Raw genomic sequence first — 21,876 nt, forward strand, 5'->3', positions numbered from 1 at the left:
GATTAGGATAGCAGCCCTCACTGCACCGGATATTTCATCGGTGCGCAGGCCCCGAGCAGCGCCGAGATCTCCTTGGCCGACTCATCGAGCGCCGCCTTTGCTTCCTTCTCGCCGGCGAGATAGGAGGACAATTCGCGCACTAGGATGTCGGTGATCTCGCTCGCCTGCGGGATCGTAGGCTTCGGCTTGGCCACCTCATTGGACGCCATCGATGCCTTGGCATACGGCAGCTTCTGCACCTCGGCGGATGCATAAACATCTGGCCTTGCGGAAGCGCCGCCATTCAGATGCTGGTTGAGCTGTTGTTCGTACTCCAGCATCCACTGGATGAACAGGTATGCGGCCTCCTTGTTCTTGGACGCCGTTGGAATGAGGTATGACCAGCCCTCCACCTGAGCGACCTTGCCGCCTTCACCCTGCGGCACGATGTCGAAACCCATCTTGCCGACGACCGTCGACACATTCTCATCGACGGCGACGGCGTAGGTCGCGTCGTTCCACATGATGAGCTCGGCGACCTTGCCCTGCTGCATCAACGCCATGACGTCGTCCCAGAAGTAGTTGAGCGTGTCCGGTGGCGAGAAGGCCATCAGGCTCTTGTAGTATTCGGTCGCGGCAATGGCCTGGGGGCTGTTGACGATGACCGGGCCGCATTCGGAGCCCGACTTCACCTCCAGCATGTCCCCGCCGAAGGAGTAGAGGAAGTTCAGCCACTCGTACCACAGCGCTTCGTGGCGCTTGCCCTGCAGTGCGGTGCCGTAGAGACCCTGGTCAGGGCGGTTGAACCATTCGGCGATGTCGCGATACTGCTTCCAGTCCTGCGCCGGGCCGAGGTCGTAGCCGTACTTGGCCTTAAAGCCGTCCATCTCCTTGGTGTCGGTCAGGAGATCGGACCGATACCAAGCGTACATTGTGAGCGCGGTGAACGGGAAGCCATAGGCCTTGCCCCCGTACCAAGAGATTTCCTTCCAGAGACCCTGGTACAGCTGTTCCTCCGGCTTGAACTCGGGGTCGCGCAGGGTCGCCGAGGTCATAAACTGCTCGATCGGCTCGACATGGCCGTTGGTGACAAACTTGCCGACATTGCGGTGCTGCTGGAGGATGAAGTCGTAGCGGCCGCGCTTTGAGTTGAGGTCGAGCATCACCTTGCTGGCGGTCTCGGACGCCTCATACATCTCGATCTCGACCGTGATGCCGGTGCGCTTCTCGAACTCGGGCGCCAGCTTCTTCATCGCCTCGAGCGGCGGCAGCGCCTCGCCAATAGTGCGGATCGTGGTTCCCTTGTACGGCGCCGCCGCTTCCTCCAGCGTCCAGGCACCGGCCTGTCCGGCAATGCCGAGCGTCGCGAATGCCGCGAGCGCCGGTGCCGTTATCAGCATGCGTAGGCGTGAACTGTCTCCAAACATCGAGATTCCCCTTTGGTTAATTGTCGTTGCGGTGCTGTCCAACTTGGCTGGGCTTGAATGCTGGTCCGCCGGGGGATCGGGCCGTGCCCGGGCCGCCCGTGAGATCTATGGCGTGTTGGCGGCGATCCGCCATTCAAGTCCTCCACCACTGCGCGCGGAATCGCCCGACTTGTCCGCGAGGCCTCAGGTCCGCAAGGCCTCACGGTGTCAGTATATGCTATCGACGCCTGCCTGCGTAGCTCTTGGTACGAAGAAGGCATATTCCACAAACTAGACAAAGCCTATAAGAGCATGCCGATCATGGGATATTTCCCTTACAGTGTAATCCAAAACGCATATGCATTTGGGGATAGGAGCGACGGTGAGGGACGAAGCCTCTGCAGCAGCGTCAGGCAGGCGCCTGCTGTCGCATCCCGAATGGTTTGACGCCCTTGGCGAACTTCTCGCGCAGGTGGGATCGCACCAGTTCCCCGATGCATTCGCCAAAACCATCCATCGTCTCGCACCATTCGACTACACGGTGAGTTTCGCCTATAGCGGCCCGGGCAAGCCGCTGTGCGTGCACCACACCTTCGCCCCGAAGCAGTTCGACATACACGTTCGGGAATACGAGATCGGGCCTTACCTACTCGATCCGTTCTATAAGGCGACGGCGAACGGCACGCGGTCGGGAGTTTACCGGCTGTCCGACCTTGCGCCCGACCAGTTCTACAAGAGCGAATACTACAAGTCCTATTATGTGCAGACCGGACCGGTCGACGAGATCGCCTTTTTCTCCCCCGGCAAGGACGGGTGGATCGTAGCGACGTCGCTGATGCGCGCGCCCAGCCGCCAGAATTTCACCGCGCACGACCTGCGCACGCTGCGTATCGTCGAGCCCTTGGTCCGGCGCATCGTTGAGATGCACTGGCGCACCGACGAAAGGCTCAAGACCGCGACGCCGGTCGAAGACGACAAGGCAGTGATGCGGCGCACCGTGCAGGATGCATTGGAGGCACGCGGCATGCCGCCGCTGACCCCACGAGAACTGCAGGTCGTCGGCCTCGTTCTTGAAGGTCACTCCTCCGAGTCGATCGCCAACCTGCTGGGCATCTCAGCCGGGACGGTCCGCATCCACCGCAAGAATATCTATGCCAAGATGCGCATATCCTCTCAGCGCGAACTATTTGCAATCTTCGTCAAGGCGCCGGCGACCACCTCGTGGCCGGTCACGTCTGGGTAGGCTGGTGCGGCTGGTGCCGCTATTTCGCGGCCGATCGACGAGCCAGGAAGATGGATGCTCCAACATCCGCTCTTGGATGAAGGGAATGTTGGCCTCTGCTGGCGGAATGGGGCGCCTTTCCGAGGACGGCCTTGCGGCTGCTAGCAGACGGACGGGGCCGTCAGCTGGCGGGCGGCTTTCGGGAATGAGGTGGAGCATAGTTGCCGTTCACGCATTAGAGTCGCCCGACGACGACATATGGGCCCTAAGCGGATCTGGCCCATCGACGCTGCCCCTTCCCCGCCGTCAGCACCTGGCCATGATCACCTCGTCCAACTCCTTGGGGTCGACGCCTGCCCGTGCGAGCGCCTCGCAGTGGAGCTTAGCCAAGAGGGGCCCGGTGACCTCGTGGCTGCGGCCGTTTCATATTGCGGCCCTGGTGGGAAGGTCGCGAGGTCGTCCACTGGCCGGGGGGTACTTCACCCCTTCCTTTTCTTTTGTTCTGGCGGTGTCTTGGCAGCCGGCGCTGCCTTCTTCTCTTCAGTGCCGCAACCCTCGGCCTTCGTCAGCGTCAGCTTGATCGTGCCGCTATCGCCGAACGCGCCAACCGGCGTGGTGATCTTCCACGCCCCGGTGAGCGCCATCGCGCCTCCGCCACTATCGAGCGAGACCGTGTAGTTGCCGGCACCCGACCAGGGCACGCCGGCGGCCATGCCGCCAACCGTGAAACTGCCGCCGTCGCCTTGGGGAGCTAGCGAAAAGAGGATCCCCGCCGATGCCCCGGTGCCTGGCAATTCGAATGGTTTGGTCAGGTCGCACACTGTGTGATCGATGGTCAGATCATTGTATCCGCCCTTCGCTCGATAGGCCTTCTTCTTGCAGAGCTTGTCGAACAGACTCCTGGCGATTGCCTCGGCCGCCTCCGCCACCTTGTCCTCGCCGAGAAATCCCTTGTCGTCGGCAATCAATTTCCCGTCGCCATCGGTGACCTGCATGATCCAGGTCACGTCGCCGTCACCGATGCCGACCACCCCGTCGATGAACGTACCGACGCGCAGCTCCTCGATCACGAGGTTCTTTGGGGCATAACCTTCATCCATGAGCTTCTTTTCGGTGGCGCGAGCCTCGGTTATCGTGCTGCCGATATCGACGATGACGGCCTCGCAGCTTCCTTCGGCCTGCGCTTTCTCGACCAGCATAACGAGTTCGGAGCCGACCAGATGCTGAATCTGTTTGGCAACCAGTTCGGAGGCCGGGTTGGCGGGCAACACCTCACGTACGGCAATGCGCTGCTCGCCGACGGCTGGCATCGCGCCAAGCGACAGGGCCACCGCCAGGATAGCGGCACGGATACTAACGGGGTACATCGGCTCTCCAACGGGGCGACGCCATGTCCCCGGCAACCAATTATGTATCATGTTGGACACTCCGGATTCATGCGATTTCTTAGCACTGCCCGTTGTTGGAAGGAGTCACTTCTCAGGCAGACGTTCGCACTGCGATCGCACGACATCAGCCAGCGCCTCTACTGTCAGAAGCGACAATGACCTTCCCTACTTAATGGGAGTAGCGTCCAAATCGACAACGCACCCTTCTTACCCTTCCACTCCCGCCCGACCGCGATGAAGCTCGGCCCAACTTTGACATGACAGAACCCCGCACGATTCAGCCTGAAGATTCAACGCTCTATGCGCGGCTTGGTAGGCGTGACTTTTGTCATCGCCTGATGAGAGATCACCGACCGCAGCTCATGGCATCACACGGTCCAATTCCGTCCCGTCGGCGAGCCAGGTGAGCCGGCCGCCGCGCATTCCGTGCTCCACCCGTATCTCCAGCATCACCTGCCCCTCCGGCGGCCGAACCCACGGGTTCCCGCGCGAAAACGTCAACCTGGATATATAGCCATCGGGCAGGCCCACCGCCTCAAACGTGCGAGAGACGAGGTCGAAAATCACTTCCGTGCTGTAGCCATCGAGCGCATCCAGGGTGAACCAAGTCCCGTCCACCCCGCCATGGCGCCCGCCTCCAATGGAGGACACGGAGATTTCGTGCGCGGTGATGCTGAATTCCCGCGACAGCGTCAGGTCGCCCCCGTCGACGGCATGGGCCCTACCGCCTTGGGGATCGAGCACGATCTCGCGGAAGGGATGGCGGACCGGAAAGGTGGAAACGAGCCGGTCGATCACGTTGCGCAGGTTGGCGGGCGTCCACCAGTCGACTGCCGGGCGGCGGCCGGGGGGAAGGATTACCCGCAGAATCTCGCCGGCAGGACTTGCTACGACCTGCCATGCCTCGCCTTCGGTCCGGGTGATCCAGTTTCCCTGCTTCGCCGGGTCGCCGACGGTAAGCGTCCAGACAAGCCGCGGCGCGCCGATGCCGGTGATCGGACGGTTTGCCACGATCTTGAGCACCTGCGTGCCGGGCTCGTTCACCTTCTCCAGCACCGCCGCCTTGAGCGCGGGCAGCATGGCGAAGTCGATATCAGTGAAGGCGAACACATCCTCGGTCGGCGGCCGCATCGTGGCGGGCATCTCCATAAGCGGCGCGTTGACGCTTAGGCCGTTCAGCGTCCAGCGCATGCCCGTGGCCCGGCTGGGGCTCTGCGGGTCCATGTAGCTCACGTCGATGTCTCGTGGCTCGATCTCGACTCGAACGATGCTGCGGAGGGAGCCAAGGAACGCGAGATCCTGCGCCGCCATCGGCAGATGCCAGTCGTCCCGCGCTATGTCGAGGCCGCGGGCGCGAAAGGTGCCCGAGACATCGGCCGCGTGGATGCTGCCGTCCATGTTCAGGTACACGTAGGAGCTTTCGCGCCCAGTGTTCCAGAGGACCATGATCCGCGCGTCACCCACGCGGGTGCCGCCCACGAGCAGGAGTTGCCGCTCGATCCGAATGGACTGCGGAAGTGCTGGTTCTTCGAGCATGGCGCGGGGCGAGATCCGCTCGATCAGTGCGGGCAGGTCGTCGAGCGGCAGGCCGTCGAGTGGAAAGAAGACGGACGTCGGGTCGAGCGTGGAGACGAGGGGCTGGGCGACCTCTGGGCCGCGGATCTGCGTCGTCACGCCCATGATCAAGCCGCGACCGCGTATCCAGGTCCACTGGTCGAGATGGTGGGGGCGCGCGCCCTGCACATGCACGGTCATCTCGGAGCCCCGGATGTCGACCAGCGCGACCCGCAGCTCATGCCCGATGCGCTCGGCGATGGCGTTCAACGCCTCGGCGGCAAGGCCAGGAGTGTCGAACAGCGGGGTCGGAGCGGGGCGGTTCTGGGCGCTGGCGGGATGCGCGGCGAGAAGAAGGATGAAGAACAGAGCGACAAGCTGATAGGAAAACCTGGCGTGCATCTGCTCCGACATCGGTACTTCCATTGCCTGATCCTAGCGTGGAGCTTAGCGCCGCTGGGGTTTGTTGACAACGACGGTGAGAGTAGCCAGCAGAGCACGATGCTGAATGCCTCCCCCGTATCGCGTCGAGGAGCGACGAGGCAGGCCAGCGGAGTGTGTCAGTTCGTCAGAGTCCTGAGGCACGCGATACCCGTTTGCAGGCGCATACGAGCCTGGGCGAATTCCATCCGGCTTGGATTGGGGCTAGGCTGCACGTTGCGGAAGACGCCATCGCCGATGTCGAAGCATCCGGGCTCTGGCCCGGTAAGGTCGTGACCGAGGTGGTGCCGGTCAGCGATTTCTGGGAGGCCGAGCCGGAGCATCAGGACTACCTCGAGCGCTATCCCAATGGGTAGGCCGCCGCACTTTACAACTCCTTCTCGGCCAGTTCGCGGAACCCGTCGGGGACCGAGCGCGGACCGTCCAGTGCTGTGGCGGCGTAGACCATAGCGTCACGTCCAAAGCGGTCGCGAATAATTGACCGACGCTGCCGAGAACATGACAGCCCAAGCCCGCAGGTCGAGAGTCTCGTCTCAAATGCAGTTAATTTGAGAATCAGATCACCTGGATCCCACAATTAAATGCCAAGGCTCAACCAAATCGCCGCATTGTTACAATTAACTGCCAAGCGACAACAATAGCCAATGCTGGGTGATCCGATATACCGCATCGCTAACTATCGGTGCCGCGACTTGGTATCCCGGGAGTTGTCCATGACGCGCGCAGGCACAGCCGGGGTCCACGGTCATCGCCGCTGGTAGCCCGTCATCTCGAGATAGCCCTTGCCGTGATGGGTGCCGTTCACCCGCACCGGACCTTCCCAGTAGGGAATGCTGAGCCCCATCCACGCATGAGTGTTGAGCGCGGAGACGGTGATGTCTAGGCCGCGGTCGGATAAGGTGAGGTGCCAGCGCGTGGGAACGTCGCGCCCCTCCACCCGGCTGGTCTCGAGCGGTGTCGCCTCAAACTTGTCGTCGCCGTAGGGTGTCGCGGCACCGTCCGCCCCGATCCAGGTGGCAGAGGTGAAGCCGCCGCCCGCGGCGTCACGCAGGCGGAAACCCATCAGCTTCTGCCCCGTGTCGAAGGAGAGCGAGAACCAGTCCCATCCGGCCTGGTCCTCCGCTAGCGGCTGCGACGACCATTCGCGGTCCAGCCATGCGGTGCCTCGCACCGGGACCTCGCCCTCCGGCAGCGTGAGCGTTCCCTCCACAGCAAAGAAGGGCTGGGAATAGTAGTAGCTTGCCTGCCCCTTCGCCGACTTGACCGAGTAGCCTCGGTCGCCGTGGAAAACGAGCGGGCCTTCGGCGCGCATAGCGATGTCGTAGGCGAAGTCCTTGCCGGTTGCCGTAAGACGCAGGCTGTCGAAGCTGTCGCCCGCCATCTGCCAGTCGTCGATCCAGGCCGCAAAGGGCTCCACCGTCACGCCCGCCTGGCCTGTTCCGCCGCGCGCGAAACGCTCGGTGGCGAGGTGCGTCGAGGCGTGTGTCACGGCAGCATGGCCGAACCACATCTGTGGGCTCTCCCATCCCTCGGCCTCGGCCGGCGCGAGCGCCGAGCGGAACAGTGTCCATTGCAGGCCGTAGTCCGCTCCGTCGGGCCCGGTGAGGTTCGCGGTCACGTACCACCACTCGATCCGGTAGTCCGGATGGGCTCCATGATCCTGCGGGAACTCGAACCGCTTGCCCGGTTCCGGAACGGCGAAGCCTTCGGCGTCCGTGCCGAGCCCGGCAAAACCCTGGGCAAAGGCATTGCCGACGCCCAGCAGCAGGAGAATGAGCGCCCTACCGTTCATTGGCGAATATCCTCAGCAGCGCGGCGGGTTCCATGCTCGCCAGCCGCCATGCCGGCCAGAGCGCGGCGAGCAGCGCAGCGCCGAGCGCCAAGAGCATCAGGCGCGCGTATTCGGCCGGAAACAGGTACATCGGCAGGCGCCAGCCGAACGCCTCGACGTTGACGATGGCGAGGAGCACCCAGGCGAGCGCCAGACCCAGCGGCAAGGCTAGCGCCGCAGTGATCGCCGCGAGCAGCACGGTGCGCAGGATCTCGAGCCCCGCAAGTCGGCGCTGGGTTGTCCCCATCGCCCAGACGGGCGCCATCTGCGGCAGTCGCATCGCCGCCAGCGTGAGCAGGCTCATCAGGATCGCGAAGGCGGCAACCGCCAGCGTCAGCACGTTCAGCGCATCAGTCACGGAGAAGGTGCGCTCGAACACCGACAGCGAGAACGCCTTGATCGCCGCCTGGTCGATGATGCGCGCGGGTGGAACGTCGAACGCCTCCGTGAGCGCCCGGCGCAGGCCCTGAGGATTGCCGGTGCGAACGCCATAGCGGCTCGGCTCGATGGCTGGGAACGTCTGGCGAAACAGCGCCTCGCCGACGATGGCCTGGCCGATGGGATTTCCGTAATCGCCGACGACGCCCGCGACCGGCAGCGACAGCCCAGGGCCGAGCGCCAGCGTGTGGCCGACGTGCAGCGCGGCGCGGCGCGAGAGCTGCTCGTTGATTACGACCGCCCTGCCCGCTTCGATCTCGCCCCAGACGGCGGGGATTGCGTCGAGGAAGCGCCAGTTTTCGCGGTAGGTGTAGCCGACACGCACCCCGAAAATCTCCGCCGGCAAGCCGGCGAGCGTCGCTTCGACCGACATGATCGGCAGCACGGCGTCAGCGTGCGCTTCGAGAAAACGCTCCAGAGCCGCCCGGTCCGGGACCGCGTCCGCATCGACGTACAGTTCGGCTGACAGGCGCTGGTCGAGGAAGCCGACAAAGGTCAGGCGGAAGCTCGAGACCATGGTGGAAACGCCGACATTCGCAGCCATGGCTAGCAGCAGGGCCATCAGTGCAAGCCCGAGGCCGGGCAGTTGCTGACGCGTATCGGCCCAGAACCATTGCGCCATGGCGCGAACGGCTTGTGCTTCGCCAAGACGAAGGATTGCCGCCAGGCAAGGCGGCAGTGCAAGTGCTGCGCCGAGCAGTAGACAGGCAAGCAGCGCGAAGCCGGCGGCCAGCCCGCCTCCAGTGACGGCCAGCACGCCCGCCGCCGCGAGCAGCACGACCGCGGCTGCAGCCTGGAGCGTTCGCGTCCGTCCCGAGCCCAGCGCCCAAGCGCGGCCGCCGGCGCTCGCAACGACTGGCATCCGCGCGAGCCGCCACAACGCGCTCGCGGCGGCGAGCAATGCGCCGCCGAGCGCCATGGCGATTCCCGAAAGCCACCATGCCGGGCGGATCTGCAGCGTGCCTGCAACGTCGGCGCCATAGAGACCCCGTATCGTCGCGGCCACGTCCGGCAGCAGGAGCGCTGCGATGAGATAGCCGAGCGCGATGCCGAGCGCACCGGCAAGCGTCGCCAGCACGACAAGCTCCGCGATCATCAGGACGACCAGGCGGCGGAGCGGCACGCCGAGGGCGCGCAGGGTGCGGATCACGCCACGCCGCTGCTCGAAAGCAAGGCCGATCGCACCGTGGACGATGAAGATGCCTACCGCGAAGCTGAGGAAGCCAAACGCCGTGAGGTTGAGATGGAAGCTGTCGGTGAGCCGGCCGACATCGGTCGCACCGTCCCCACGCTGCAGTACGAGGTCCGGTGCGATATCCGCCAGCGGCTGTTGCCGCAAGGGCTGCTCCGGCAGGACGATCAGGCGGCTGATGCGCCCGGCGCGGCCAAGCAACTTCTGGACGACGCCGATATCGGCGAGCACGCTGCCCGGCGCGACCGCCTGATCGACCAGAACCGGGTTGGGCATGTTCGCCTCAAGGAGCGCGGCCATTTCCGGGCCGGCGACCAGCGTTTCCGCGCGCAAGAAGCGGTTGAGGTCGGTGCGGGCCAGTGCTTCGCTTGCAGCGGAACTCCGCGGCGCGGTCAGCGGATCAACGCCGACCAGCCTCACGGCGGTGCCGCCGACGCGCAGCCTTCCCTCCACCACCGGACTGACCAGCCAGCCGGCACGGCGCAACGCGACGAAAAGCGCCTGGGGCATGGAATCCCCCTCGCGCGGCATCAGCTGGTGGACCCGGCCTTCGGCCAGCGTAGCGGCAGCTGCATCATAGCTCGCGCGTGCCTCGGCGTTGATCGCCTGCACGCCTGACCAGAGGGCCGTCGCCAGCGCGAGGCCGAGCACCAGCGTCAGCAATTGAAGCCGGTTGCGTCGCCAGTGCGAAGCCAGTGCCTCGAGGACAGCGCCGGTCATGCGAGGCGGCCCTGGCTGAGATGCGCCCGGCGCCCGAGACGTGCTGCAAGACGCGGGGAGTGGGTGACCATCAGGAGCGCTGCGCCGGTCTCCGCCACGAGCGCGAGGAATTGCTCCATCACCCCGTCCGCCGTCGCCTCGTCGAGGTTGCCGGTCGGCTCATCCGCGAGGATCAGCTTCGGCCGCGCCGCGAGCGCGCGGGCGATCGCCACGCGCTGCTGCTGGCCGCCGGACAACTGCTCGGGGTATTTCCGCAGTTGCGGCTCCAGGCCCAGTGCGTGGGCCAGTCGTGAAAGCTCCTGCGGTTCCGGCGTGCCGATCAGACGTGCCTGAAAGGCGATGTTGGCGGCGACGTCCAGGGAGGGGATGAGATTGAACTGCTGGAAGATGATGCCCACCGTGCTTCGCCTGAGCCGGGCGCGACCACTGTCGTCGAGCGCGGTGACCTCCTGCCCATCAAGCCCGACGCGCCCGCCGTCGGCAGCGTCCAGTCCTGCCACGAGGTGGAGCAGCGTGCTCTTGCCCGAACCGGATTCGCCGGTCAGCGCCAGCGTCTCGCCGGCGTCGAGCGAGAGTGTCACGCCCCGCAGGACCGGCACCGGGCCTTCCGGGCCGGAATAGGATTTCAGCAGGTCTTCGATCGAAAGCAGCATGCACCACAGCTACAGTCTGTGGCGAAAAGGAAAAGCGCTGCAATTGATAATTCCCAGAGGAAGCGCTGGATGGAACAGATCGACGAGGCCGAGCTACCAGCTTTCAGGCGAGCAGCCGTCGAGGGCAACTGGCTGACGCTGATCAACCATGCTCGGGCCGCTGCAAAGATGCAGCTGGACTTGGGCATCTAAACTTCCCCGGGCGGGGTCAGTCTATGCCCCAAGTTCGTGCCCTGCCCGGGTTAGAACCGATCATAGCTCTGCGAACGGCGAGCGCCGGATTTGCCATTCGCGTAATTGAGCCTATGATCTGACATCGGCCGTCAATGCTTCGGATGCAGCCGACAGTGAGAGGGTACCTGCTCTTGCCCGTCTGGGAGAGAGCTATGTCCCAAGTCCTCCTGCGCAACCGCGTGTTGAATGCCCTCTCCCCAGAAGATTTCGCGCTGTTACGGCCGTCAATGCATCGTGTCGAACTTGGTATCAAAGCCCAGTTGGAGATTGCATATCAGCCGATTGAGCAAGTGTATTTTCCAGAGGCGGGTATCGCTTCGGTGGTCGCCACCATGACCGGAGGGCGGCAAAGCGAAGTCGGCATCATCGGCTACGACGGCATGACCGGGGTTGCAGTCATTCTCGGCCAGGACAGGTCTTCCAATGAAACCTATATCCAGATCGCCGGCAATGGCTGGATCCTGCCGGCTGAAAATCTTCGCTCTGCGGTTGCAGAAAGCTCCACCCTTCGCGAGTCACTGCTCCGCTACGCCCACGCGTTCCTTGTCCAGTCGTCCCGGACGGCACTGGTCAACGGTCATTCGAAAATCGAGGAACGGCTGGCGCGCTGGTTGCTGATGGTCCATGACCGCGCTGAAGGCAATAAGGTCTACCTGACACATGAATTTCTGGCGACCATGCTCGGCTCTCGGCGCCCCGGGGTTACCACCGCCCTGCAAATGCTGGAATATCGGGGGCTGGTTCACGCCAGGCGCGGCGAGATCACGATCGTCGACCGTGCCGGAATGATAAAGCTCACACATGGCGCCTATGGCGACGAGGAGCAACGTCACTTCGGCCTGGCCTCCGCCTAATTGTCCGGTATCGGACATATGCTTGAACGCCGCCGCATATAGCCCGAATGTCGTACTAGTTGAGCAGGGAGGCACTGTCGATGACCAACACTTTTCACACCGTCACGGTTGAAAGCGCGGCCGAGGCCTATGTCCTCTCCAGAGGCAAGGCCCGGTTCCTCTCCATCGCACAGGCAATCCGCGCCATTCGAACACTCATGCCGGCTTGCAAGGCTACCGACGCCGAATTGGAGGCGATGCTGGCGGCGACATGCATCGTTCACGATGTTCCCGTCGCTTTCGACGGAACAGCGGTCGACGGCTCAGAAATGCGGCTCAATGCGTAGGCCGGAAATGTCCGCGCTGGAGCAGAAGCCAAATTCAGTGGATGTTCGGAAAGCGATTGTCCAGTACCTGATCGATCATGTTCGAAACCCCAGCGTTTCGATATTCGAAGTGATCAGCGCCGTGAGGAAGATGTTCCCACTTTGCGAACTGACCGATTGGCAAATCGGCGATCTCATTGCGAGAAGCGCCATTGACGCGGGATTTGCCATTGAGTTCGACGCGGCAGACCCCTAGACGGCATAGCATCGTCGTAACGCTGTTCATGACGCTTGACCGAAGATACACCGCTGCTACCCATTGCGATACACTAAGGCGGGCGACGCTTTGAGGAAGTTGTCACATCAAACGCTTGTAAATGATCGCTTTTCTGGCCTTTTTGCACCCGGTTCGATTTGTCGAACTTGTCCGGCCCGGGAGTCACTTCCTTTTTTACGCCAGGGCGCGATACTGCGCGCCGACGTGCGATTTTCCCCATGCATCGATCCGATTCATTCAGCTGGATTGGTGCAAACAGCAGAGATTCCGATCGAAGTCAGTGGTAAGCTAGCGTAGCACCTCCCCTCGCCTAGGCCTGCAAAGCTCTCATCGTAGAGTCGGCGGCAACATCGTGAACAGACATGCACCCGGCGCCATTGCGCCGAAACGAGCCGTTTAGAGATTTGGCCAACGACCGGTCCCCGCACGCTTCCAGTTCGAGGCCCGGAAGAATTGATCGAAACAGCCTCTCACAGGTCAGAAGGCGGATGACAAGTCTCCCCTCGGTCCCGCTCCCTGAGCGGTGATGTCGATCCTGTCTGGAATGCCGCAAAGGCCGTCGATAGAAGGGCACTACGACGAAAGCTCTCAGCGTCTTAGGCTTGGTGGATCAAATATTGGATGGGAGCGCAGCTGACGCATATATGATTGGCTACTTCGGCGATCGGGGGTTCCAGGCCGCGCGGAAGTCCCCCCTGTCGCGCACCGCGCAGGCCAGCCGCCAACTTTAACGGTCTCGAGGAACTCGTTTTATCTTATGCTGGACAGGTATGGGCCTGCCGCGACTATGGACGTGCTCCCTTGCCTACTCTTCGGCCGACAGCACATTGCGCGCGGCATAGAGTTCCGCCGTGAAATCGGCAATCAGAGTCGAGTTGATGCCGTCTGGCGGTCGCAGGATCAGCGCTCGGAAATGGACCGCCGGCTCGAATGGTATTGCGATAATGCCAGCGATCATGCGGTCGGCGATAACGGACGGATTGACCAGGCCGATTCCCATACCTTTTGCAGCAAGAATGGCGATCGTCAGGCCATAGGGGGTCTCGATCAGGATGCGCGGGCGCACGCCCTGCGCGGCGAAAACTTGGTCCATCGCAACCCGCACCGTGTCCTCCGGTGACAATGCCAGGAACGCCTCGTCGGCGAGATCGGTTGGCGTGATCACCGCCTTCTCCGCCAGTCGATGGTTCTTCGGCATCACGCAAACCGCGCGCGGCGTGTTAAAAACGCTGTGGAGTACACCGCTCGTGTCCACCTCGTCAGCGGCGAGCCCGATGTCGAAACTGCCTGATGCCACCAGATCGCGCACCACATTCGAGGTGCGCACCTGATAGCTGATGCGCACCTGTGGATGCTTGCGCGAAAAGGCCACGATGGCGCGCGGCACCAGCCCATGCCCCAGTGCAGACAGGCTGGCGACACGGATTGTGCCCGTGCCCACTTCCTTGATCTGGGCCGCGCGCAGCTTCAGCCGGTCGAGACCGACCAGATTAGCCTTCACTTCTGCATGGAAAAGTTCGCCCTCGCGCGTGGCTACCAGCCTGCCGCGGATGCGGTCGAACAACTTGAAGCCGAGTTCGGCCTCCAACTTCGCGAGCGAGCGGCTGATCGCTGGCTGCGAGGTGTCGAGCAGCGTTGCGGCAGCGCCAGCGCCGCGCGTGATCATGATTGCGTTGAAGACATCGACGTCGTGCAGGTTCATGGATAAGCCATATCAAAAACGGATGAACTTTATCGTTGCGGTCATAGATAGCAATGGGCGAGATGGCTATGGTTGCCTATGACCCAGCGCGACGACACCTCCCATGTCCATCCTCCCAAGCGTTCGCAAGAGCCGTTCCAGTCGCTCGCGATGCCTGTCGAGCGTGCGTCGACCGTCGTCTTCGACGATCTGGAATCCTTCGAACGTCGCGTCGAGCGTCTGTATGACGGCTTCAGCTACGGGCTCTACGGCACGCCGACCAGCCGTCAGTTGGAAGATCATATCGCCATGCTGGAGCACGCGACGCGCGCGCTTGTCGTCCCGTCCGGCATGGCCGCCATCGTGCTGGCGACCATGGCCACCTGCCGTGGCGGCGACCGGGTGCTTATGCCTGAAACACTGTACGGTCCGGCGCGCGACATGATGGCCCGTTTTCTGGGGCCGCTCGGCATCCACGCCGTTTCCTACGATTCCCGGCTCGACGCTGGAATAGCTGCGCTGCTTGACGACACGACACGGCTGGTGTGGGTGGAATCGCCGGGCTCGTCCACCTTGGAGGTGCAGGACGTGCCGGCCATCGTGGCAGTAGCTCACAAGGCAGGCGCATGGGTGGCGGCGGACAATACCTGGGCCTCGCACCTGCTGTTCAAGCCGCTCGACCACAACGTCGACATCTCTATGCAGGCGCTTTCCAAACATGCCGGCGGCCATGGCGATCTGCTGATGGGTTCGCTCGCCGTGCGTGATGAGGCTCTTTTCCGGCGCCTCAAGGATACGGCGCGATTTCTCGGCTATGGCGTTTCGCCAGAGGACTGCGCGCTATGCGAGCGCGGCTTGATGACCATGCCGGTGCGCATGCGACACGCCGACGCCACAGCCCGCAGCATCTTGGAGTGGCTGTCGGTGCGGACCGAAATCGCCCAGCTCCTTCACCCGAGCCTACCGGACCATCCCGGCCACGCCGCCTGGAAACGCGACTTTGCCGGTTCGGCAGGTATGTTTTCCTTCGTACTGCGGCCGGAACTGGCCTCGCTCCAATCAAAGGTTCTCGGTCGCATGCGCCTGTTCAGGCTCGGCGCGAGCTGGGGTGGCGTGCATTCTTTGATCGCCGTTAGCGATCCGCGAAAAAACCGGGCAAGCCTCGACTGGCTGAAGCCAGGTCCCGTCTGGCGCCTGTCGATCGGCCTCGAGGCATTGGACGACCTGCTGGCCGATCTTTCCCAAGCCTTCGACCTTTTTGCCGAAGCCCGGCGGAACGGAGCTGCCTTGGCCGGTGCCAAGGCTGCCGAATAACAAGAACCTCAACAACAAGGGGAATGAAGATGAAACGCAGAAGTTTAAAGTGGCTCGCCAGTGTGGCAATCGGGCTAGCCGGCGTGGTTTCCGGCATCAGTGACGTGGCGGCACAGGCCGTTGTCAACAAGATCAAGGAACGCGGTTATGTCAGCTGCGGCGCTAGCCAGGGCGTTCCGGGCCTCTCCCGACCGGATGAGAAAGGTTATTATCGCGGTTTCGATTCCGACATCTGCCGCACTTTCGCGGTCGCCATCCTCGGCGACAAGGACAAAATCCGCTACGTTCCGCTCAATGCCGGCCAACGTTTCCCGGCACTGCAGACGGGTGAGATCGACATCCTGTCGCGCACATCCACCATCACATTTACCCGGGATACGGTTGTCCGTTTCGTCTGGATCAACCTCTACGACACGGACGGTGTGCTGGTGCGCAAGGCCGACAACATCACTGAGCCGAAACTGCTCGACGGCAAGACCGTCTGCCTGCAGGGCGGCGGCTCCCTGACCGAAAAGGCCATTGAGGAAACCGAGGACGAATTTGGGATTTCCATGAAGAAGGTCTACTACGACTCGACCATTCAGGCGCGCGACGCTTTCTTCGGTGGTCGTTGCGACTCCTACGTAACCGACGGCACCGCCGCGGCAGGCCAGCGTGCCTCGGTGGCCAAGAATCCGGACGACTACGACATCCTCAAGGTCGGCCACGCCGCTGAACCCAATGGCGTGGCTGTCGCGCGCGGCGACGACCAGCTCTTCGACGTGGTGCGCTGGACAATGAACGCCCTGTTCTGGGCCGAAGCGAACGGCATCACCGCGCAGAACGTCGATGAAAAGCTCGCTGCGGGCAATCCGGAGATCAAACGGGTGCTTGGCGAAGAGCCCGGCTTTGGCGCGCCGCTCGGGCTGGACGACAAATGGGCCTACAACGTCATCAAGCAGATGGGCAATTATGCCGAAATCTGGGACCGGAACCTGGGCAAGGACAGCACGCTCAAGGTCGAACGCGGCATGAATGCGCTGTGGAAAGACGGCGGTCTCAACTATCCCTTCCCATGGGATTGAGCCTTGGTCGGGGCGTGCCGAGGGCGCGCCCCTCCCTTCAACTGATGAACCGAGGCCGGTATGCTAAGCGAAGCCAAGACCAGATCGATCATCATTCAAGGCGTGTTGGTGACGACCGTCATCGCTTTCGCTGCGCTGCTGGTCTCGACCACCTTCGCCAATCTAAGGGCGCGCGGTATCCCGATTGGCTTCGATTTCCTGACGATGCCGTCCAGGATCATCATTTCCGAGGCCATCCTCACCTATAAATCGCGCGATCCCTACTATTGGGCGATCGTTGTCGGGCTGGCCAACACGGTCTTCATTTCCGCTCTTGTCATCTTCTTCTCCTCCGCCCTTGGCCTCGTCGTCGGCATCACCCGGCTGAGCAGCAATCCCCTGGCAGCGGGTACCTGCCGGGTCTGGGTTGAAATAGCCCGCAACTCACCGCCGATCGTCCTTTTGATTTTCCTCTATTCGTTGTGGTGGAAGGTGCTGCCGCCGGTCGGCGAAGCACTGAATCCGCTGCCCGGTGTCTACGCATCCATGCGCGGCTTCGTCGTGCCGGCCATCAGCATCGACATCGGCATGACAGGCGCGCTGATCATCCTGTTCGCCCTGACGCTCGCCGCGCTCAGCTACGGTCTCGCCCGGAGTGGTCGCTTGCCGCCCTTGGTTGTGCCGGCGATCCTGGCTGCCGGCGTCGTGGGACTGCGGCTCGCCGATATTCGCTTCGCCGTCGATTTCCCGGTCTTCACGGGTTCGAACTTCCAGGGCGGCGGTGAACTGACGCCCGAGCTCAGCACCATCCTCATCGGCCTCACGATCTACACCACCGGTTTCGTGGCCGAGATCGTACGCGGCGGTGTTTTGTCGGTCGGTCGTGGCCAGTGGGACGCCGGCCATTCTCTCGGCCTGTCACGTGGCAAGATCCTGCGGCTGGTTGTCATCCCGCAGATGCTGCGGGTGATCGTCCCGCCGCTCAACAGCCAGTACATCAATGTCGTCAAGAATTCGACGCTGGCGATCGCCGTCGGCTACCCGGACTTCCTCGCGGTGATGAATACCATCATCAGCAAATCCAGCCACTCGATCGAAGGCGTCTTCATCATCCTCGGCGCCTATCTCGCCCTCAATCTTACCCTGTCGAGCGCGGCCAACTGGTACAACCGCCGCATCGCCATCGTGGAGCGGTGACCATGGCCATGTCTCTTCCCATGTCCTCCGAGGCAACGCCGGACCATTTCCGGTTCGCCGGCCTGCGGCGCCTAGCCAAGCTGTTGTTCGGCACACCGCTCAACGCCGCGCTCACGCTGCTGTTCGGCGCGCTGCTGTTCGTCACCATGCCGCCCATGCTGCGCTGGCTGGTGATCGATGCGGTGCTCTTCGACCCCGACCCGAATGCCTGCCGAGCAGCCACTGGCGCCTGCTGGAGCTTCATTTATGCCAAATCCGGTCAACTTCTGTTCGGCATCTATCCGTTCGACGAACGCTGGCGCCCAGCCATTGTTTGCCTGCTCATTCTGGCGCTGCTCGGCTGGTCGGTGCGTCCGGCGAGCTGGACGTCACGACTGCTGGCGCTCTGGGTGGCGGCGTTCGCTTTGATCTTCTGGCTGATGGGGGGAGGCTTCGGACTGGCCGAAGTGCCGACTTCATCCTGGGGCGGCCTGCCGGTGACGCTGATTTTGACCGTCGTCGCCATCGGCATCGCCTTTCCGGTCGGCATCCTGCTCGCGCTGGCTAGGCGCTCGACGCTGCCGGCCGTCCGGGTCGGCGCGGTGGTGCTGATCGAATCCGTGCGTGGACTGCCATTGCTGTCCATCCTGTTCGTGGCGTCGATCATGATGCCGCTGTTCCTGCCCGAGGCGCTGCTGCCCGACAAATTCGTGCGCGCGCTTGTCGCGCTCACCATCTTCGCGGCTGCCTATCTCGCCGAAGTGATCCGCGGCGGCCTGCAGGCCATCCCGAACGGGCAGTATGAGGCAGCAGCGTCGCTCGGCCTGCCCTTTTGGCGCACACAACGTCTCGTCATCCTGCCCCAAGCCATCCGGGTGGTGATCCCTGCGCTCGCCAACACCATCATCGTTATGATCAAGAATACGAGCCTTGTCCTGGTCATCGGGCTGTTCGACCTGATCAGTTCAGGCAAGGCTGCACTGGCCGACCCCGAATGGCCGTCGCCGGCCGCCGAGACCTTTCTCTTCATTGGCGCGATCTTCTTTGCGCTGTCCTTCTCCTTCGCCCGCTTCGCCGATTTCCTGGAGCGGCGGGGCCCGGCCGCTCACTAGGAATGCTGCAATGTCGACTTCCGTATCTGCCATCCGGCACGTTCCATCCCTGCCCATGACAAACGATCCCACCGCCGTCGAGATGGTCGGCGTGAACAAGTGGTACGGGGCCTTCCACGTCTTGAAAAATATAAATCTCACCATCCAGCGCGGTGAAAAACTGGTGATCTGCGGACCGTCTGGTTCAGGCAAATCCACCATGATCCGCTGCATCAACAGACTGGAAGAGCACCAGCAGGGCCGCATCGTCGTGGACGGTATTGAACTGACCGGCGACCTGAACAAGATCGATGAAATCCGCCGCGATGTCGGCATGGTGTTCCAGCACTTCAATCTGTTCCCGCACCTGACCATTTTGGAAAACCTGACGCTGGCGCCGATCTGGGTGCGCAATTTGCGCCGCAAGGAAGCCGAGCAGGTCGCCATGCACTATCTCGATCGCGTAAAAATCCCGGATCAGGCGCACAAATATCCCGGGCAGCTTTCAGGCGGCCAGCAGCAGCGGGTGGCCATCGCGCGCTCGCTTTGCATGAGCCCGAAGATCATGCTGTTCGACGAGCCCACCTCGGCGCTCGACCCTGAAATGGTCAAGGAAGTGCTCGACACCATGGTTTCGCTGGCCGAAGAGGGCATGACCATGTTGTGTGTTAGCCACGAGATGGGCTTCGCCCGACAGGTGGCCGACCGTGTCGTCTTCATGGACCAGGGTGAAATCGTCGAGATCAACACACCGGCCGAGTTCTTCTCGAGCCCGCACCACGAGCGCAGCAAGCTATTTCTGGCCCAGATCCTGCATTAGCTAACTCCTACGCAATTCCTCGTGCGTATGGTCAGCATGGAGCGCGTGGCGTGAGGCAATGTGATGACGGCTCCACGTTCACCTGTGGCTGGCGCATAGAGGCCGCAACCCGGCCAGAGTGACCGCAACGAGCCGGCGGACCGCTGCTTTGGATGGCAGGCTGCTGGCCGCTGCGAGAGCGTGGAGGCAAAAGATTGCAAGCTCGCCGGGCGCGACATCATCCCGGAAGCCGCCGGTCTTTGCACCCTCAGCGAGCAGGTCCCGGATGAAATTGCTGAGCTGCTGCTGCGCCTGGGCGACGTGCTCGCCTCGATGCAGGCGCGCCGCGAGTTCGGTGCTGTGGTGCTCGTGAGAAATGAACGCGTAGGCCTCGAGCACAGCTTTGAGCTTCTCGCCAGCGGTGCCAGCCTCATCCCGGATGGCAATCAGATGTTCGAGGTGGCCGGCGACCTGACGTTCATGCCAGGCGACGAGGATCGCTTCAACGTCGGGGTAGTACTTGTACAGCGTCGCACGACCGATTCCCGTCTCCTCGGCGATCTGTGACATCGTCACCGACAGCAGTCCATGCTTGGCCACCAGCGCCGCGGTGGCATCGAGGGTCGCATCGCGCACCGCCCGACGGTGCGCATCGATGGTTTCATTCCATAGCTTCGGCATCACCCCAACATACCTGACGTGGCAGCTTTGTCGAGATAAGAGACATCGTGGCTTGATATAGACATTGCGTCTCGATAAAATCGAGCGCCATTATATGTCGATACAGACGATAGAGGAACGGACATGGCCGACCTGCCCCCCTACCCCGGCGCACCGCGCTGGGTGAAAGTGTCGGGGATCGTCGCGATCATTCTGGTCCTGCTGGTTGTCGCTGTGGTCTTCACCGGTATCGGCGGGCCCCACGGTCCCGGCCGGCACATGCCGTCCTCCGGCGTTACAGAAACCGGCGTGCAACAACGATGATTATGGCACCCGGCGTTCGCAAGTTAGCCCTCACTGCGCATGTCACGTCCTCTGTCGGCACGCTCGGCGCAGTCGCAGGCTTCCTGGCTCTCGCCGTCGCCGGCCTGGCAGCCAAGGATTCGCAGATGGTGCGCGCAGCCTATCTCGCGATGGAGTTGACCGCCTGGTATGTCATCGTCCCGTTGGTTCTCGCCTCATTGGTCACCGGGCTTGTCGTGTCGCTGGGCACCAATTGGGGCCTGTTCCGGCACTACTGGGTCGTGGCGAAGCTTCTGCTGAATATTCTTGTCACCGTCGTCCTGCTGCTTCAGCTGAATCTGATTGGCTATCTGTCAGACATCGCAGCAGAGACGACGTTTTCCAGCGTTGATCTTCGGGAACTGAGGATATCACCTGTGATCCACGCCGCGGGAGGGCTGCTCGTGTTGCTCGTGCCTGCGGCGCTGTCGCTATACAAGCCGCGGGGCCTCACCCCGTACGGGTGGCGGAAGCAGCATGATGGGTCGACGGCTCCGCAGCGTTAGAAGCAGCCGCTCCGTCGACACCCGCGCCCGCCGCATCGGAACAAAGTTTTCGCGCTTCCGTTACGCAGCATGTCATGCATTGCACTCTTGCGGATACTTCGGCGGGCGAAGGCAGCTTTTTTCATCTGCTTCGCTGTCGGTTTGCTTCTGTCTGGAGCGCCAACGCGCTGGACCACGACCATCAATTTCCCAAATCGCCGAGTTCAAGCAGTGGCTTGAGAACCAACGCAAAGTGATCGTTAGGAGGCGCCTGTAGCGCGCTCCTCGAATCGAAGAAAGGACACCCCCATGCATCACCTTAGCCCCGAAATGAAAAGCTGCATCGACGAATGCCTGCGCTGCTATTCCGTGTGCCTTTCGACCGCGATGGGCCACTGCCTGGAACTGGGCGGTCAACACACCGAAAAACAACACTTCACGTTGATGATGGCGTGCGCCGAGATCTGCCGGACGTCGGCGCATTTCATGCTCATCGGTTCCGAGCACCACAAGCATACCTGCGGCGAATGCGCGGAGATCTGCAACGAATGTGCGGATGACTGCGAGCGTCTCGGTGACATGCAGGAATGCGTAGAGACCTGCCGTCGCTGTGCAGAGAGTTGCCGGAAAATGGCGGCGTAGATCTCATCAGAGGGCGCCCGGTTCAGACCGCGCGCCCTCGCTACTGCGAATGTCATCTGAAGAACACGAACTTGACCAAGACGGCGATTGCCAGCGCGACAAGGACGAGGAGGATGAAGCCTGCCAAGCCCATTCCCCACATTCCGCCC

General features: G+C 62.6%; 21 protein-coding genes and 1 pseudogene. 14 read left to right on the top strand and 8 right to left on the bottom strand.

The genetic code is table 11. The features are described from left to right. Positions 1 to 17: 17 nt before the first annotated feature. Complete coding sequence (locus AC0L2K_RS21525) at positions 18 to 1,406, bottom strand: sugar ABC transporter substrate-binding protein (protein WP_287239559.1); 1,389 nt, start codon at positions 1,404 to 1,406, stop codon at positions 18 to 20. Positions 1,407 to 1,767: 361 nt separating this feature from the next. Between AC0L2K_RS21525 and AC0L2K_RS21530 the strand changes: the two genes are divergently transcribed. Further along, positions 1,768 to 2,628 carry a helix-turn-helix transcriptional regulator gene (locus AC0L2K_RS21530; protein ID WP_287064528.1) on the top strand — a complete coding sequence of 287 codons (861 nt, stop codon included), beginning with the start codon at positions 1,768 to 1,770 and terminating at the stop codon, positions 2,626 to 2,628. Between the two features lie 458 nt (positions 2,629 to 3,086). On the opposite strand, the gene AC0L2K_RS21535 is transcribed toward AC0L2K_RS21530, so the two are convergent. Both AC0L2K_RS21535 and AC0L2K_RS21540 read right to left on the bottom strand, forming a co-directional pair. Continuing rightward, the gene (locus tag AC0L2K_RS21535) at positions 3,087 to 3,974 is read right to left on the bottom strand and encodes a hypothetical protein (RefSeq protein WP_473532263.1); all 888 of its coding nucleotides are present in this window, start codon (positions 3,972 to 3,974) and stop codon (positions 3,087 to 3,089) included. A gap of 381 nt (positions 3,975 to 4,355) precedes the next feature. Beyond that, positions 4,356 to 5,975 carry a hypothetical protein gene (locus AC0L2K_RS21540; RefSeq protein ID WP_287239562.1) on the bottom strand — a complete coding sequence of 540 codons (1,620 nt, stop codon included), beginning with the start codon at positions 5,973 to 5,975 and terminating at the stop codon, positions 4,356 to 4,358. A gap of 230 nt (positions 5,976 to 6,205) precedes the next feature. Here AC0L2K_RS21540 and AC0L2K_RS21545 point away from each other — a divergent pair. Then, positions 6,206 to 6,346: pseudogene (locus AC0L2K_RS21545) on the top strand (peptide-methionine (S)-S-oxide reductase); the annotation flags it as partial. A gap of 389 nt (positions 6,347 to 6,735) precedes the next feature. On the opposite strand, the gene AC0L2K_RS21550 reads toward AC0L2K_RS21545, so the two are convergent. From AC0L2K_RS21550 to AC0L2K_RS21560, 3 genes are read right to left on the bottom strand one after another with little or no spacing between them, the layout of a single operon-like run. Continuing rightward, positions 6,736 to 7,782 carry a lipocalin-like domain-containing protein gene (locus tag AC0L2K_RS21550; RefSeq protein ID WP_473532264.1) on the bottom strand — a complete coding sequence of 349 codons (1,047 nt, stop codon included), beginning with the start codon at positions 7,780 to 7,782 and terminating at the stop codon, positions 6,736 to 6,738. Continuing rightward, the gene (locus tag AC0L2K_RS21555; protein ID WP_473532265.1) at positions 7,772 to 10,171 is read right to left on the bottom strand and encodes an FtsX-like permease family protein; all 2,400 of its coding nucleotides are present in this window, start codon (positions 10,169 to 10,171) and stop codon (positions 7,772 to 7,774) included. Before AC0L2K_RS21555 ends, AC0L2K_RS21550 begins: the two co-directional genes overlap by 11 nt. Then, positions 10,168 to 10,824: an ABC transporter ATP-binding protein gene (locus tag AC0L2K_RS21560; RefSeq protein ID WP_287239568.1), complete on the bottom strand. Its 657-nt coding sequence runs from the start codon at positions 10,822 to 10,824 to the stop codon at positions 10,168 to 10,170. The genes AC0L2K_RS21555 and AC0L2K_RS21560 overlap by 4 nt, the downstream gene beginning before the upstream one ends. A gap of 69 nt (positions 10,825 to 10,893) precedes the next feature. On the opposite strand from AC0L2K_RS21560, the gene AC0L2K_RS21565 reads away from it, so the two are divergent. The 4 genes from AC0L2K_RS21565 (at position 10,894) to AC0L2K_RS21580 (ending at position 12,473) form a co-directional block, all read left to right on the top strand. Further along, a complete protein-coding gene (locus AC0L2K_RS21565; protein ID WP_287239571.1) occupies positions 10,894 to 11,016 on the top strand; it encodes a hypothetical protein in 123 nt (40 codons plus the stop codon). 194 nt (positions 11,017 to 11,210) lie between these two features. Further along, positions 11,211 to 11,912: a Crp/Fnr family transcriptional regulator gene (locus AC0L2K_RS21570; protein ID WP_473532266.1), complete on the top strand. Its 702-nt coding sequence runs from the start codon at positions 11,211 to 11,213 to the stop codon at positions 11,910 to 11,912. A gap of 80 nt (positions 11,913 to 11,992) precedes the next feature. Further along, the gene (locus tag AC0L2K_RS21575) at positions 11,993 to 12,238 is read left to right on the top strand and encodes a hypothetical protein (protein WP_473532267.1); all 246 of its coding nucleotides are present in this window, start codon (positions 11,993 to 11,995) and stop codon (positions 12,236 to 12,238) included. A 7-nt stretch (positions 12,239 to 12,245) separates the two neighbouring features. After that, entirely contained in the window at positions 12,246 to 12,473 is a 228-nt protein-coding gene (locus tag AC0L2K_RS21580) for a hypothetical protein (protein ID WP_128244948.1), read from the top strand. A gap of 826 nt (positions 12,474 to 13,299) precedes the next feature. Here the strand turns inward: AC0L2K_RS21580 and AC0L2K_RS21585 are convergent. Next, positions 13,300 to 14,196, bottom strand: a complete 897-nt coding sequence (locus tag AC0L2K_RS21585; RefSeq protein ID WP_287363484.1) for a LysR family transcriptional regulator — start codon at positions 14,194 to 14,196, stop codon at positions 13,300 to 13,302. 78 nt (positions 14,197 to 14,274) lie between these two features. Here AC0L2K_RS21585 and AC0L2K_RS21590 point away from each other — a divergent pair, with 78 nt between their 5' ends. From AC0L2K_RS21590 to AC0L2K_RS21610, 5 genes are read left to right on the top strand one after another with little or no spacing between them, the layout of a single operon-like run. Further along, the gene (locus AC0L2K_RS21590; RefSeq protein WP_473532268.1) at positions 14,275 to 15,489 is read left to right on the top strand and encodes a trans-sulfuration enzyme family protein; all 1,215 of its coding nucleotides are present in this window, start codon (positions 14,275 to 14,277) and stop codon (positions 15,487 to 15,489) included. A gap of 29 nt (positions 15,490 to 15,518) precedes the next feature. After that, entirely contained in the window at positions 15,519 to 16,553 is a 1,035-nt protein-coding gene (locus AC0L2K_RS21595; protein WP_128244946.1) for a transporter substrate-binding domain-containing protein, read from the top strand. A gap of 60 nt (positions 16,554 to 16,613) precedes the next feature. Then, the gene (locus AC0L2K_RS21600) at positions 16,614 to 17,729 is read left to right on the top strand and encodes an amino acid ABC transporter permease (RefSeq protein WP_473532269.1); all 1,116 of its coding nucleotides are present in this window, start codon (positions 16,614 to 16,616) and stop codon (positions 17,727 to 17,729) included. 2 nt (positions 17,730 to 17,731) lie between these two features. Next, positions 17,732 to 18,820, top strand: coding sequence for an amino acid ABC transporter permease (locus AC0L2K_RS21605; RefSeq protein ID WP_287363483.1), 1,089 nt, complete (start codon positions 17,732 to 17,734; stop codon positions 18,818 to 18,820). Between the two features lie 55 nt (positions 18,821 to 18,875). After that, positions 18,876 to 19,619 (top strand): amino acid ABC transporter ATP-binding protein, encoded by a 744-nt coding sequence (locus tag AC0L2K_RS21610; RefSeq protein WP_473532304.1) that lies wholly within the window; start codon positions 18,876 to 18,878, stop codon positions 19,617 to 19,619. A gap of 78 nt (positions 19,620 to 19,697) precedes the next feature. On the opposite strand, the gene AC0L2K_RS21615 is transcribed toward AC0L2K_RS21610, so the two are convergent. Beyond that, positions 19,698 to 20,279: a TetR/AcrR family transcriptional regulator gene (locus AC0L2K_RS21615; RefSeq protein ID WP_023798528.1), complete on the bottom strand. Its 582-nt coding sequence runs from the start codon at positions 20,277 to 20,279 to the stop codon at positions 19,698 to 19,700. Between the two features lie 123 nt (positions 20,280 to 20,402). On the opposite strand from AC0L2K_RS21615, the gene AC0L2K_RS21620 reads away from it, so the two are divergent. The 3 genes from AC0L2K_RS21620 (at position 20,403) to AC0L2K_RS21630 (ending at position 21,727) form a co-directional block, all read left to right on the top strand. Next, positions 20,403 to 20,582 carry a hypothetical protein gene (locus AC0L2K_RS21620; protein ID WP_023798529.1) on the top strand — a complete coding sequence of 60 codons (180 nt, stop codon included), beginning with the start codon at positions 20,403 to 20,405 and terminating at the stop codon, positions 20,580 to 20,582. A gap of 2 nt (positions 20,583 to 20,584) precedes the next feature. Further along, positions 20,585 to 21,106 carry a hypothetical protein gene (locus AC0L2K_RS21625; RefSeq protein WP_473532270.1) on the top strand — a complete coding sequence of 174 codons (522 nt, stop codon included), beginning with the start codon at positions 20,585 to 20,587 and terminating at the stop codon, positions 21,104 to 21,106. Positions 21,107 to 21,394: 288 nt separating this feature from the next. Further along, entirely contained in the window at positions 21,395 to 21,727 is a 333-nt protein-coding gene (locus AC0L2K_RS21630; RefSeq protein WP_128168201.1) for a four-helix bundle copper-binding protein, read from the top strand. The last annotated feature ends 149 nt before the right edge of the window (positions 21,728 to 21,876 follow it).

This window comes from Mesorhizobium sp. WSM4817 (assembly GCF_055811135.1).